This window comes from Micromonospora sp. NPDC047670, from assembly GCF_043204915.1.
Lineage (GTDB): Bacteria > Actinomycetota > Actinomycetes > Mycobacteriales > Micromonosporaceae > Micromonospora.
Genome location: NZ_JBIDDA010000006.1, coordinates 199,724 through 211,257 on the forward strand (window position 1 = coordinate 199,724; position 11,534 = coordinate 211,257).

Sequence of the window (11,534 nt, forward strand, 5' to 3'; positions counted from 1 at the left end):
GCGACAGCGGAGTGCGTGTAAGATCAACCACGTCAGCAGCGATGAGGGGGAGGTGATCCCGGTGAACACCCAATGTCACGTCTGGGCGCTCCACCCGGCCATCCCCGTCCGCTGACCCCGCGTCGGGGAGCGCCCTCCTGACCGGAGGAACAATGACCTTCTCCCCGTTCCGTATCGACGTATCCGACGAGGTACTCGACGACCTGCGGACCCGACTGACCCGTACGCGCTTCACCGGCCGCAGCGGCGACCAGCCGTGGCAGGCCGGCGCCGACCCGGACTACCTGCGGCGCCTGGTGTCCTACTGGGTCGATGGGTTCGACTGGCGCGCTCGCGAAGCCGAACTCAACGCACTGCCGCACTACCAGGCCCAGATCGGTGGCCGGCGTCTGCACTTCCTGCGGGTAACCGGGGCGCGTCCGCAAGGCGCACCCGCACCGCTGCCGCTGATCCTGAGTCACGGCTGGCCCAGCAGCTTCGTGGAGATGCTGCCGCTGGTCGACCGTCTGACCAACCCCGCTCGCCACGGTGGCGATCCCGCCGACGCGTTCGACGTGGTGGTTCCCTCGCTGCCCGGGTTCCTGTACTCGGAGCTGCCGAAGGGTCCGCTCACCCGCGCCGCGATGGCGCAGACGATGCACCTGTTGATGACCGATGTCCTCGGCTACCAGCGTTACGGCGCCTTCGGCGGCGATGTCGGCGGCGTGGTCACCGGTTGGCTGGGCGCTCTGTATCCCGAGCAGGTGGTCGGCATCCACATGATCCACCCACCGTTCCCGGCCAGCTTCGACTCCCGTCCGCTGTCGCCCGCCGAGCAGGCGTTTCTCGACGCCGAGGCGGTGTACGACCAGACTGACGGCGGGTACAGCGCCATCATGGGCACCCGGCCGGACACCATCGCCGCGGCATTGGTCGACTCGCCGGCCGGACTGGCCGCCTGGCTCGTCGACAAGTATCGGGACTGGAGTGACAACGACGGAGACCTGGAAAGCCGGTTCGACCGGGACACTCTGCTGACGATCATCACCCTGTACTGGGCGAGCGGCACGATCGGTTCCTCGTTCCGCCAGTACTTCGACTACGCCCGCAACAGTCCACGACCCGACATCACGGTGCCCGCCGCGTTCACGCTGAGCACCGAACCGTCGATGGCCGACTTCCCGCGCGAGATCACCGAACGCGCCTGCACCGACATCCGGCATTGGAGTGAACCAGGTAGGGGAGGACACTTCATGCCGCTGGAGGAACCGGACCTGCTCGCCGGCGAACTGAGGCAGTTCTTCACGTCGCTCCGCCCGTACTGACCAGCAAGGGAGCCGGGCCACACCGGCCCGGCTCCGCTGGCTGTCGCAAACGCCGCAACTCGCTACCCCGACCGACCAGCCTGAACCGCGGTCTGTACTGCTGAAGCATCCCCTAGTGGGGAGCGGACGCCGTGGAGAGGTCGATCAGTTCGTCCAGGACGATCTGGCACGCCGCGGTGAGAGCCGATCGGCTGCGAACGGCCGCGTAGACGTGACGGGTCAACGGCCGGCGTAGCGGACGGGTGGCGACTCGGTAGCGACGGTCCACGGCCAGCTCGGGCAGGAGCGACACGGACAGGCCCGCCTCGATGTGCGCCAGAAGCGATTCGAAGCTGGCGAAGCGGCCAGCCACGGTCGGCTCGAAGCCGGCCTGTCGGCAGGTGCTCGTCACGAGGTTGGACAGGTACGTGCCGGGCATATCGACGGACCATGCCGCGTCGGCGAAGTCGGGCAGGTCTGCCGGTGCGTCCGACGCGGCCTGCGACCGCGGCGTCACGAGCACGATGGCGTCGGTAAGCAGAGGGATGGTGTGCACGTCAGGATGCAGCGGCAGGGATCCGTCGATGAAGTCTGCGGTCACGATGATGTCGTGGTCGCCGCGGCGTAGGGCCGGATGGCTGGCCTGCGGATCGAGCTCCGAGACCTCTAGGTCGATCTTCGGATGCGTCTGTCGCAGCCGCGCGGCGAGCGGAATGACGAGGGCGCGTATGGCACTGGAGAATGCCGCGAGCCGAACCGGCCCCGTCGGTTGTCCGGAGAGATCCTGCAGATCGGCCTCGGCGGCCTTGAGCTGGTCGAGGATGAGGCGGGCGTGCCGGGCGAGCGTACGACCGGCGGTCGTGAGCTGTACGCGGCGGCCGGCGCGGCGCAGGAGTTCGGTGCGGGACTCGGCCTCCAGGACCGCCAGTTGCGCCGACACCGCTGACGGACTCATTTGCAGGGCCGCGGCGACGGCCCGGATGGTGCCGAGGGTGTCCAGCAGGCTGAGCATTTCCAGGCGTGCGGTGTGCAGCCGCATCGGGCAGCTCCTTGTGCGGAATTTCCGCACAGCCTAACCAGAAACTTCAGCTTTTCGCGCACAGTGAACGGTCCTATCGTGAGCGCATGACGCTGACTGATGATCAGGTTGCCGCCGATTGGTTCTGGTCCGACGCGGACCGCCACCTGGTGCGCTACGGGGCTCCCTTCACGTCCGAGATCATCGAGCGTGCGGCCGGAAGCTTTGTCTACACCGCCGACGGCCGGCGGATCCTGGACTTCACCTCGGGTCAGATGAGCGCTATTCTCGGCCACTGCCATCCCGCGATCGTTCAGACAGTGCAGCGGCAGATCGCCAGACTGGACCACCTGTTCAGCGGCATGTTGTCGCGCCCCGTCGTCGATCTCGCGCGTCGGCTCGCCGAGTCGCTTCCCCCGCCACTTGAAAAGGCTCTGCTGCTGACCACCGGCGCCGAGTCGAACGAAGCGGCCATCCGAATGGCCAAGCTCGTGACAGGCAGACACGAGATCGTCGCCTTCGCCCAGTCGTGGCACGGCATGACGCACGCCGCGGCCGCCGCGACGTACAGCGCCGGCCACAAGGGGTACGGGCCGACGTCACCGGGAAACTTCGTGATCCCCACGCCCAACCCGTACCGTCCCGACTTCACCACCCCCGACGGCGAGTTGGACTGGCAGCGGCAGCTCGACCACGGCTTTGCGCTCGTCGATGCACAGTCGTCGGGGAGCCTCGCGGCGTGCATCGTCGAGCCGATCCTCAGCTCCGGCGGCGTCATCGAGCCACCGCCGGGCTACTTCGCCGCCCTGGCGCGCAAATGCCGCGAGCGCGGCATGCTGCTGATCGTCGACGAAGCGCAGACCGGCCTGTGCCGCACGGGCACGTGGTACGCCTTCCAGCGCGACGGCATCGTGCCCGACATCCTCACGCTCTCCAAGACGCTGGGCGCCGGCCTACCGCTCGCCGCGGTGGTGACGACCGAAGAGATCGAACAGCGGGCACACGAGCTGAACTACCTCTTCTACACCACACACGTGTCCGACCCGCTGGTCGCCGCCGTCGGCAACACCGTGCTCGACGTGCTCCAGCAGGAGCAGATGGACGTACGGGCGCGAGACCTCGGCGAGTTCCTGCGCGCCGGGCTGCTCGAGATCCGAGACCGGCACGACGTGGTGGGAGACGTCCGGGGACGCGGCCTGATGCAGGGGATCGAGCTGGTCGTCGACCGCGAGACGCGGGAGGGCTCTGACGCCCTCGGCGCCCGTGTCACCCGTCGCTGCCTCGAACTCGGCCTCCACATGAACGTCGTGCAACTGCCCGGCATGGGCGGCACCTTCCGGATCGCGCCGCCGCTGACCACGACACGGGAGGAGCTGACCCTGGGTCTGGAGATCCTGGACCAGGCGCTCGGCGAGGTGGCGCCGACCTGAGAGGCCGGTGAGTGTGTCGTGACATCGCCGCCGGCACGCCCGACGAGCCTACGTGTCAAGCGCGCCGAAGCCGCCGGCCCCTCACCCACCTCGGCATACCGTGGGCGAGGGGAGCCGACGGCTGATGCGCGCAGCCCTCACCCACCCCCACTCGTGGCCGGCATCACACGGTTGTGGCACCCGAGACGCCGTCCTCACCCGCCGGCTGGCGGAACCGTGGCGACGGCTGACATCAGCGCGGGCCGGAGCGCGCGACGCGGAAACCCACGTCGTCGACGCGAAAGGTCGGGTGGCTACGGCGCCGCACGGAGGCCCGGCAACTCCAGTGCTCGTCGAACCAGCCGCCACCCCGCAGCACCCGATAGGTGCCGTAGACCTCAGCGTCGTAGATGTCCCAGCACCAGTCCCACGCGTTGCCCAGCATGTCGTGCAGACCCCAGGTGTTCGGCTGCCTGCCGCCCACCTCGTGGATTCGGTCCTGCGAGTTGCCGCGGTACCACGCGATCTCATCAAGCGGTCCGTAGCGCGGGCCGGTCGTGCCGGCACGGCACGCGTACTCCCACTCGGCTTCGGTCGGTAGCCGGTACCCGTCGGCGGAGAGGTCCCACTCGATGCCCGCGCCGCCGCTGTGCAACTGGTAGGCCGGCGCCAACCCTTCGCGTTGCGACAGGGCGTTGCAGAACCGGACCGCGTCCCACCACGAAACGCCCTCGACAGGCAACTGATCTCCGCGAACCGCGCTGGGCCGCTCGCCAGTGACCAGGGCGTACTGGGCCTGCGTAATCGGGTATGTCCCGAGCTGGTATGGCTCGAGCTCGACCGACCATCGGCGCTGCGTCCGCCGGTCCGACAGCGTCACCTGTCCCGGCGCGACAGCGGTCATCAAAATCTCCACGAGGAGCCCATTTTATCCGGGGCCGTCCCGACCACCGTGCGGTGGTCGGCCCGGGGTGGGGCCGCGGCGGCCAGTGAGGCGCCCCGGCGTGGCACCACGTCCCGGAGACGGCGGGCGGTGCGTCAGCGCGGACGCGGGGGAGGGCTTCGACTCCTTCCGGCAGCGACGCGTTCCGGCCTCGACCGGGCGGGTCAGCAGCGACCCTGCCCGACCACCTCCCGTGGAGGAACGGATGACGCCTATGGTTGCGGCATGAATGCGCGGGCGGCCGGGCGCGGCCCGGAAATCGCCGAACAGATCACCGTCGCGGCACCGGCGGGGACGGTCTACGCGGCGGTTGCCGACGTACGACGGATGGCCCGGTGGAGCCCGGAGTGCGTCGCGGTCTGGGTCACCCGGCGCGACGGCGGGCAGCCCCGACGGTTCGTCGGCTGGAACCGTCGGGGCCTGCTGCTGTGGTTCACCACCTGCCGGGTCGTCACCGCGACGCCGGGCAGCGAGTTCGCCTTCGACGTCACCACCTTCGGCCAGCCGGTGGCCCGCTGGGGCTACCGGTTCAGGGAGACCGACGGCACCCAGGTGACCGAGTACTGGCAGGACCGGCGCAACGGGGTGGCCCACGTTCTCGGCCGGATCTTCACCGGCAGGTCGTCGGGCGACCGGCCGACGGTGAACCGGGACGGCATGCGGGAGACCTTGCGCCGGCTGAAGCGGGAGCTGGAAGTGGCCTGACCCCGGAGCGCGGCCGACCGCGTCACGGCACGGCCGCGGTCACCCCGCGCGGCGAGTCTCGGCCGACCTGTCCGCTCGGCGGGACCGGTTCGGTTTCCGGCCCTGACGTCCCTCCGATCGGCGGTGCTCAGGCCGTTACGGGCCGGCAGCTCTTGCAGGCGCGGTAGCCCGCGCGGCGGGCCTCTCGGGCGTTGGTGAACGGCACCCGGTGCGCCGGCGTGATCCGCCGGGCGTGGGCACACGTCGGGTGGCAGTAGATCTGGGTGGTGTCGCTGCCGAGGAACACCGCGCCGCTGCGCGACCACTGGTGCACCTCGGCCATGTCGATGCCCTCCGCCGACCGCAGCGCGTCTCCGGCGGCCGGTAGGTACGCCGCGTCGCAGGGCGCCCCGTGCTCGTACGTCACCCGGTGGCAGGGGACCAGCACGACGAACGGATTGTGCGCCAGCACGCTCAGCACGATGTCCGCGCCCTGCGCGGGCGGCAGCGAGGCCTCCCGCGCGAGCCAGGACAGGGGACGCAGTTGTCGAGCGGGGATGGCTTGGACCGCCCGCAGCACCCGGGCACCCACCGGGTCGACCGGACCGAAGTCCAGCGACAGCGTCCTGGCCCGGCCCGTACGCAGGGCCGTCACCAGCCCGGGCAGCGGCGTACCGGTGGGGATGGCGGACCGGCCGGTACGCGAGCGGTGCAGTTCCTCGAACCTCTCGGCCGTGAGCCCTCCGGTCGCCAGCACGGCCCCGGTGACGAGCTTCGGTGTGAAGGCCACGAACAGGCCGCCCGCTGCCGTGTCCAGGCGTACGTACGTGTCGTAGTGATCACGCGGGATGCCCACGCGTTGCAGGATCCTCAGCGCGAAGTCCACCGGCGCCGGGGGTTCGCCCAGCTCGCCGGGCGAATCCGACCCGACCTGCGACGCGGGTAGCTGGTTGTGGTCCGACCCGCTCATGTCGCCACCTTTCCTTCTTCCTCACAGGTCAGCAGCCGGCGCAGGTCGCTCATGCCTCGTGACACCTGCGCCTTGGCCGTCCCCACGGGACAACCCTGGATCTGGGCCACCTCCGCATAGCTCATTCCCACCACGTGCCTCAGCACCACCGGTACGCGGTAATACTCCGGCAGCCGGGACAACGCGGCGACCAGACGGCCCCGGTCGTCCGCGTTCAGAGCACATTCCGCCGGACCCGGATCCGCATCCGACCACATGTCCGGTGCGTCGTCCACCCGCATGACGGACAACGGACGGCGCGAACTGCTGCGCACGTGATTGCGCCATACGTTCGCCGCGATCGTCATCAGCCACGCGCGCGGCTGCAACGCCCGGCGCCGCTCCGGCGGGTAGCCCTGCAACGCCGTGTAGGCCCGCAGGAAAGCGTCCTGCCCCAGATCGTCCGCCTCCGCGGCCGACCCGGATACGCGCAGCAGGAACGCGTGCACAGCTCTGGCGTGGACCCGGACCAGCTCGGTGAAGCCGGCGTCCAGGTCCTGCGCCAGCAGGTCGGTCAACTGCTCGGCAAGCTCGTCCATCGTTGGTAGAACACCGTCTCCGGAGAAAGGGTTGCCGAATGCGGCGGGGCCCGACAGGTGGGGTCCCAGCCTACGAGTTCGCCGGAGACGCGGGATGTCTGGTCGTCCCCGGCAGTACCGATCGTGGGATGCCACGACCGAGTCGCCGCCGGGTCCTGCAACCCGAGGGACGCATCCGGTGTTTCAAGGGCATGCGACGACGTCCCGAGGAGGCACGGTGATCTACACGACCCTCGACAGTCCGCTGGGTGGGCTGCTGATGGTCGGCGAGCGGATGGCGGCCGCCCCCGGCGGCACCGCCCTCGCCTCCCTCTCCTTTCCGGACCAGAGGGGCGGTGCGACCGTACGACCCGGTTGGGTCCGGGACGAAGGGGCCTTCACCGCGATCGCCGACCAACTGGCCGCCTACTTCGCGGGCACACTGAACCGCTTCGACATCCGGTACGTCCCCTCGGGCTCCGGCTTCCAGCGCCGGGTCTGGGCAACGCTGGACGGCATCGCGTACGGGACGACAGTCAGCTACGGCGAGGTCGCCGCCCGGCTCGGTGAGCCGCCCAGCGCGGCGCGCGCTGTCGGTGCGGCGATCGGCGCCAACCCGCTGCTGGTCGTCCGCCCCTGCCACCGGGTGGTCGGCGCGAACGGCGCACTCACGGGCTACGCCGGTGGTCTGCGGCGCAAGCGGATGTTGCTCGCGCTCGAAGGCACCACGCTCGCCGTCTGACTCCGGGAGAGACATGAACACCGACATCGCGCCGTGGAACGCGCGCCGGCGCGTCGACGAGACGGACTGGACCGCGCTCGCCGATGCACTGGACGCGCACGGCTGCGCCCTGACGTCCCCGCTACTCGATCCCGAGCAGTGCCGGGCCATCGCCGCCCTCTACGAGCGGACCGAGCTGTTCCGCACCACCGTCGACATGGCCCGGCACCGATTCGGCTCGGGAACGTACCGCTACTTCACCCACGAGCTACCTCCCGTGGTCACCGAACTGCGCGAGGCCCTCTACCCCCGTCTGCTGGCCGTGGCCCGTGACTGGGCCGAGCGGCTCGGCCGCCCGGCGCCCTGGCCCGACGACCTGAACGAGTGGCTGGCGACGTGCCACGAGGCGGGACAGGACCGCTCCGCGCAGATCCTGCTGCGCTACCAGGAGGGCGACTGGAACGCTCTGCACCGCGACGTCTTCGGCGACCTGGTCTTCCCGCTCCAGGTCGTGATCGGGCTGGACACGTACGGCGCCGACTACACCGGGGGCGAGTTCCTGCTCGTCGAACAACGACCTCGGGCCCAGTCACGCGGCACCACCGTCGCCTTGCCCCAAGGGCACGGCCTCGTCTTCACGACCCGTGACCGGCCGGTACGCACCAGGCGCGGCTGGTCCGCCGGCTCCGTCCGGCACGGGGTCAGCACCGTGCGCTCAGGCCGACGGCACGCCCTCGGCCTGGTCTTCCACGACGCATAGCGACCCCGTCCCCGACCGTCTCCCGTCGGCCGTCCCGGATGGGCGAGGGACCACCCTGGAGAGCCAGGCCGAGAAAGGCACACCGATGCGACCCCTCGACCGACACCGGACCGATGCCGGCGACGAGGCCGGCCGTTCCCCGCTCGTCGACCCGGCCGCGTGGAGGTCGCACGGGCGATCGCCGTGGCCCGTGCCGCACACGGCGGCCGAGCTGGCCGCACTCGCCGGCCTGCTGGCGGTGCCCCGGTCCGGAATCACGACCGTGACGGTCGGCCACAGCCGGGACGCCGCCTCCACGACGTCCGCGGCGGCCTTCACCGCGATGTGGGAGGCACGCGGCGGCGTGGTCCTCGCGGTCGTCGACTGGCCCGAGACCGCAGCGTCATGGCTGCGGGCTGCCCGTCGGATGACCGCGCAGACTCCCGACGCCTGGGTCGTGGCCGCCGCCATGACCGGCTTCGTTCCGCTCGCCCGACGGCTTTCGACCAGCACCGCCTGGGAGCCGTCCCGTACCTACGCCTTCGGTTCGCTGTGCGATCCGCGCCTGCCGGCGCTCACCGGCCCCGGTGTCCTGGACGGCCTGCGCGGCGCGAGCGCGGACGGTGGCACGTGGGAGGTCCGCGGTCGCGGCGTCACCACGTTTCCGGCCCGAACCAGCGGGTGAGGGCGGCGCGCAGGGCGGCGGTGTCACCGCTGTCACCGCGCGTCGACCAGACGGCGTAGCCGCCCGGACGGACCAGCAGCGCCTGCGCGTCCCACGCGTCGCCGCCCGCGACTGCCGTCACGATGTTCACCCGATCCGCCCACGGGCCGGCCACGGCACGCAGACCGGAGTCCCCGACCAGGTCGAGCAGGAGCGGTCGGCCGTCGCGCAGCAGCGCGGCCAGGGTTGTGCGACCGTCGGCCGTCATCAGCGGCCGACTCGGCACCATGCGTCCGGCCAACGGGTCGTCGTCGCGCGCCCCCACCGGGTACGTCACTCCCACGCCCGTGATCATCGTGCTCAGGTGGGTGTTCACCTCGTCGATGCGCATCAGCCGGGCGAACAGTTCCCGCAGCGCGTCGGTGCGCGGGTCGGGATCCATCAGGGCGACCTGGGCCCGCACGTTGCGCAGCACGTCGGCCGCCACTGGGTACCGCTCCGCGTGATAGGTGTCGAGCAGTCCGTCCGGCGCCCAGCCACGGATCTCGGCAGCCAGCTTCCAGCCCAGGTTGACGGCGTCCTGCAGGCCGAGGTTCACGCCCTGTCCGCCCGCCGGGAAGTGCACGTGCGCGGCGTCGCCGGCCAGGAAGACGCGGCCCTTGCAGTAGTGCTCCGCCTGCAGCGAGGCGTCGCTGAACCGGGAGATCCAGGCCGGGCTGTCCATCGGTACCGGCCGACCCGCGATGCGCTCCACCTCGCCCCGCAACTCCTCCAGCGTCGGACGGGAGTGCCGGTTCGGATGCGGACCCCGGTAGTCGTAGGTGCACACGCGGCTCAGCCCGTGCGGGTCGACCCACAGCAGGGTCCAGCCGCGCGGGGTGCGCCGCCATCCGCCGGGTGCGGCGGCGGGCTCCAGCAGCCGTACCTCGCCCATGAGCGCGGCGACAGTCGGTCCATCGCCCAGGAATCTGATGCCGGCCAACTTGCGCACGGCGCTGCGCGCACCGTCGGCGCCCACCACCCAGCGGGCCGTCAGCGTCGACTCGACGCCCGAGGCGGCCCGCAGGTGTAGCCGCACATGGTCGTCGTGTGCCACCAGGCCGACCAGTTCCGCGTCACGCCGCAACCGCCCGCCGAGCCGGACGGCGTCCGCGGCGAAGATCTCCTGGGCGTAGGCCTGTGGGCTGCCGACGAGCACCGGCCCCTCCTCGACGACGCGGGACAGGTCGAGCTCGAAGATCGAGGCGAAGTGGAACCGCACCGGCTGGCGCGTGTCACGCGAGGCGGCGTACCAGCCTGGCTGGACCGCCTCCAGCAGCCCCCGACGGTCGAGGGTTTGCGCGGTGCGCGCGTGCAGCGTGCTCGCCTTGGAGATGCCGTCCGGCTCGGGCAGCTTCTCGAGGATCGTCACGTCGATGCCCAGCAGGGCGAGTTCGCGTGCGACGAGGGTGCCCACGGGGCCGCCGCCCACCACCGCGACCTCGGTGTCGATGCCGCCGCCGGCTGGCGGCTCGAACCTGGCATGCACAGTTTTCCTCCTCGATAGGCGGTGCCGCCTCGGACAATCGGCATTGGGTCCGTCCGGCCGGGTGGACCCGGAAGAACCCCGGCGGCGCGGTGCGCCGCCGGGGTTCCGGTGCCGTCGGTGCGACCCGCCGGGTCGTGGCGGGCGCACAGGTCAGCCCCACCGTCACGGCCGGTGAGGTTCTGCGCTTCCGATCAGACGCTCTTGTGGAAGCCGGCGTCGACCGCGTAGTCCGACCCGGTGGTGCTCGCCGACCGCGGGGAGGCCAGCAGCAGCACCGCGTCGGCGACCTCCTGCGGGTCGACGAGGCGGCCGGTGACCTGGCCCATCATCTGCGGGGCGATGCTGTCCATGACGCTGTCGCGGTCGGCACCCGCCATCGCGGCGATAATGTCGGCCGCACCGCCCTCCTCGGTCCACCAGGCGGTGCGCACGGCACCCGGGGAGACGGTGTTGACGCGGATCCCCTTGGGGCCGAACTCCTCCGACAGGGCCTTGGTCAGGTTGGACAGGGCCGCCTTCGCGGCGCCGTACTCGATGTTGACCGGTGCCGGCTGACGGGCCATGCCGGTGGAGATGTTGATGATGGAGCCGCCACCGCGTTCGATCATCCGAGGAATGGCCGCGCGGATCGCGCGGACGGCGGAGAACAGGTTGAACTCGAAGATCGAGGCCCACTGCTCGTCGCTGCTGTCGAAGAAGCCGGTGCGCGGCATGGTGATGCCGGGCGGCGGGCCACCCGCGTTGTTCACCAGGACATCCAGTCCGCCGAAGTGCTCGACCGCGCGCGCCACGACCTGCCCGGGAGCCTCGGGGTCCATCAGGTCCGCCGACACGTGCAGCAGGTTCGGGCCGGCCAGCTGCTCCAGCTCCGGCGTGGTCTTGCGGGAGACCGCCACGACCTTGGCGCCCTCTTCGAGCAGGGAGCGGGTCACGGCCAGGCCGATGCCCTTGGAGGCGCCGGTCACCACGGCCACGCGACCGGAGAGGTTGAGATCCATCACTGTCCTTCTGGGTTGAG

General features: G+C 70.9%; 12 protein-coding genes. 6 read left to right on the forward strand and 6 right to left on the reverse strand.

Going from position 1 to position 11,534, the window contains the following annotated elements:
- Positions 1–152: 152 nt before the first annotated feature.
- On the forward strand, positions 153–1,304 hold the full coding sequence (locus ACGF7U_RS17060) for an epoxide hydrolase family protein (RefSeq protein WP_393107527.1): 1,152 nt from the start codon (positions 153–155) through the stop codon (positions 1,302–1,304).
- Positions 1,305–1,416: 112 nt separating this feature from the next.
- Here ACGF7U_RS17060 and ACGF7U_RS17065 read toward each other — a convergent pair whose 3' ends face one another.
- Positions 1,417–2,322, reverse strand: a complete 906-nt coding sequence (locus ACGF7U_RS17065; RefSeq protein ID WP_393107529.1) for a LysR substrate-binding domain-containing protein — start codon at positions 2,320–2,322, stop codon at positions 1,417–1,419.
- A gap of 86 nt (positions 2,323–2,408) precedes the next feature.
- Between ACGF7U_RS17065 and ACGF7U_RS17070 the strand changes: the two genes are divergently transcribed.
- The gene (locus ACGF7U_RS17070; protein ID WP_393107531.1) at positions 2,409–3,731 is read left to right on the forward strand and encodes an aspartate aminotransferase family protein; all 1,323 of its coding nucleotides are present in this window, start codon (positions 2,409–2,411) and stop codon (positions 3,729–3,731) included.
- 232 nt (positions 3,732–3,963) lie between these two features.
- Here the strand turns inward: ACGF7U_RS17070 and ACGF7U_RS17075 are convergent, their stop codons facing one another.
- Positions 3,964–4,614 (reverse strand): formylglycine-generating enzyme family protein, encoded by a 651-nt coding sequence (locus ACGF7U_RS17075; protein WP_393107991.1) that lies wholly within the window; start codon positions 4,612–4,614, stop codon positions 3,964–3,966.
- A gap of 264 nt (positions 4,615–4,878) precedes the next feature.
- On the opposite strand from ACGF7U_RS17075, the gene ACGF7U_RS17080 reads away from it, so the two are divergent.
- The gene (locus ACGF7U_RS17080) at positions 4,879–5,358 is read left to right on the forward strand and encodes an SRPBCC family protein (RefSeq protein WP_393107533.1); all 480 of its coding nucleotides are present in this window, start codon (positions 4,879–4,881) and stop codon (positions 5,356–5,358) included.
- Between the two features lie 127 nt (positions 5,359–5,485).
- On the opposite strand, the gene ACGF7U_RS17085 is transcribed toward ACGF7U_RS17080, so the two are convergent.
- Both ACGF7U_RS17085 and ACGF7U_RS17090 read right to left on the reverse strand, forming a co-directional pair.
- Positions 5,486–6,307 carry an Ada metal-binding domain-containing protein gene (locus tag ACGF7U_RS17085; RefSeq protein WP_393107535.1) on the reverse strand — a complete coding sequence of 274 codons (822 nt, stop codon included), beginning with the start codon at positions 6,305–6,307 and terminating at the stop codon, positions 5,486–5,488.
- On the reverse strand, positions 6,304–6,885 hold the full coding sequence (locus ACGF7U_RS17090; protein WP_393107537.1) for an RNA polymerase sigma factor: 582 nt from the start codon (positions 6,883–6,885) through the stop codon (positions 6,304–6,306). Before ACGF7U_RS17090 ends, ACGF7U_RS17085 begins: the two co-directional genes overlap by 4 nt.
- 217 nt (positions 6,886–7,102) lie before the next feature.
- Between ACGF7U_RS17090 and ACGF7U_RS17095 the strand changes: the two genes are divergently transcribed.
- The 3 genes from ACGF7U_RS17095 to ACGF7U_RS17105 all read left to right on the forward strand — a co-directional run bounded on the left by ACGF7U_RS17095 (position 7,103) and on the right by ACGF7U_RS17105 (position 9,009).
- Positions 7,103–7,606, forward strand: a complete 504-nt coding sequence (locus tag ACGF7U_RS17095) for a methylated-DNA--[protein]-cysteine S-methyltransferase (RefSeq protein WP_393107539.1) — start codon at positions 7,103–7,105, stop codon at positions 7,604–7,606.
- A gap of 13 nt (positions 7,607–7,619) precedes the next feature.
- Positions 7,620–8,345, forward strand: a complete 726-nt coding sequence (locus ACGF7U_RS17100) for a 2OG-Fe(II) oxygenase (protein ID WP_393107541.1) — start codon at positions 7,620–7,622, stop codon at positions 8,343–8,345.
- Between the two features lie 190 nt (positions 8,346–8,535).
- Positions 8,536–9,009 (forward strand): hypothetical protein, encoded by a 474-nt coding sequence (locus ACGF7U_RS17105; RefSeq protein ID WP_393107543.1) that lies wholly within the window; start codon positions 8,536–8,538, stop codon positions 9,007–9,009.
- On the opposite strand, the gene ACGF7U_RS17110 is transcribed toward ACGF7U_RS17105, so the two are convergent.
- Positions 8,978–10,516, reverse strand: a complete 1,539-nt coding sequence (locus tag ACGF7U_RS17110) for an FAD-dependent oxidoreductase (RefSeq protein WP_393107544.1) — start codon at positions 10,514–10,516, stop codon at positions 8,978–8,980. The genes ACGF7U_RS17105 and ACGF7U_RS17110 overlap by 32 nt on opposite strands.
- Positions 10,517–10,707: 191 nt before the next feature.
- Positions 10,708–11,514 (reverse strand): SDR family NAD(P)-dependent oxidoreductase, encoded by an 807-nt coding sequence (locus ACGF7U_RS17115; protein ID WP_393107546.1) that lies wholly within the window; start codon positions 11,512–11,514, stop codon positions 10,708–10,710.
- Positions 11,515–11,534: the final 20 nt, after the last annotated feature.

Bases quoted from the DNA above. Each gene is read 5' to 3' on its own strand.
- ACGF7U_RS17100 (WP_393107541.1), top strand. From the start codon at position 7,620: ATGAACACCGACATCGCGCCGTGGAACGCGCGCCGGCGCGTCGACGAG.
- ACGF7U_RS17075 (WP_393107991.1), bottom strand. From the start codon at position 4,614: ATGACCGCTGTCGCGCCGGGACAGGTGACGCTGTCGGACCGGCGGACG.
- ACGF7U_RS17115 (WP_393107546.1), bottom strand. From the start codon at position 11,514: ATGGATCTCAACCTCTCCGGTCGCGTGGCCGTGGTGACCGGCGCCTCC.
- ACGF7U_RS17085 (WP_393107535.1), bottom strand. From the start codon at position 6,307: ATGAGCGGGTCGGACCACAACCAGCTACCCGCGTCGCAGGTCGGGTCG.
- ACGF7U_RS17090 (WP_393107537.1), bottom strand. From the start codon at position 6,885: ATGGACGAGCTTGCCGAGCAGTTGACCGACCTGCTGGCGCAGGACCTG.
- ACGF7U_RS17060 (WP_393107527.1), top strand. From the start codon at position 153: ATGACCTTCTCCCCGTTCCGTATCGACGTATCCGACGAGGTACTCGAC.
- ACGF7U_RS17065 (WP_393107529.1), bottom strand. From the start codon at position 2,322: ATGCGGCTGCACACCGCACGCCTGGAAATGCTCAGCCTGCTGGACACC.
- ACGF7U_RS17070 (WP_393107531.1), top strand. From the start codon at position 2,409: ATGACGCTGACTGATGATCAGGTTGCCGCCGATTGGTTCTGGTCCGAC.
- ACGF7U_RS17080 (WP_393107533.1), top strand. From the start codon at position 4,879: ATGAATGCGCGGGCGGCCGGGCGCGGCCCGGAAATCGCCGAACAGATC.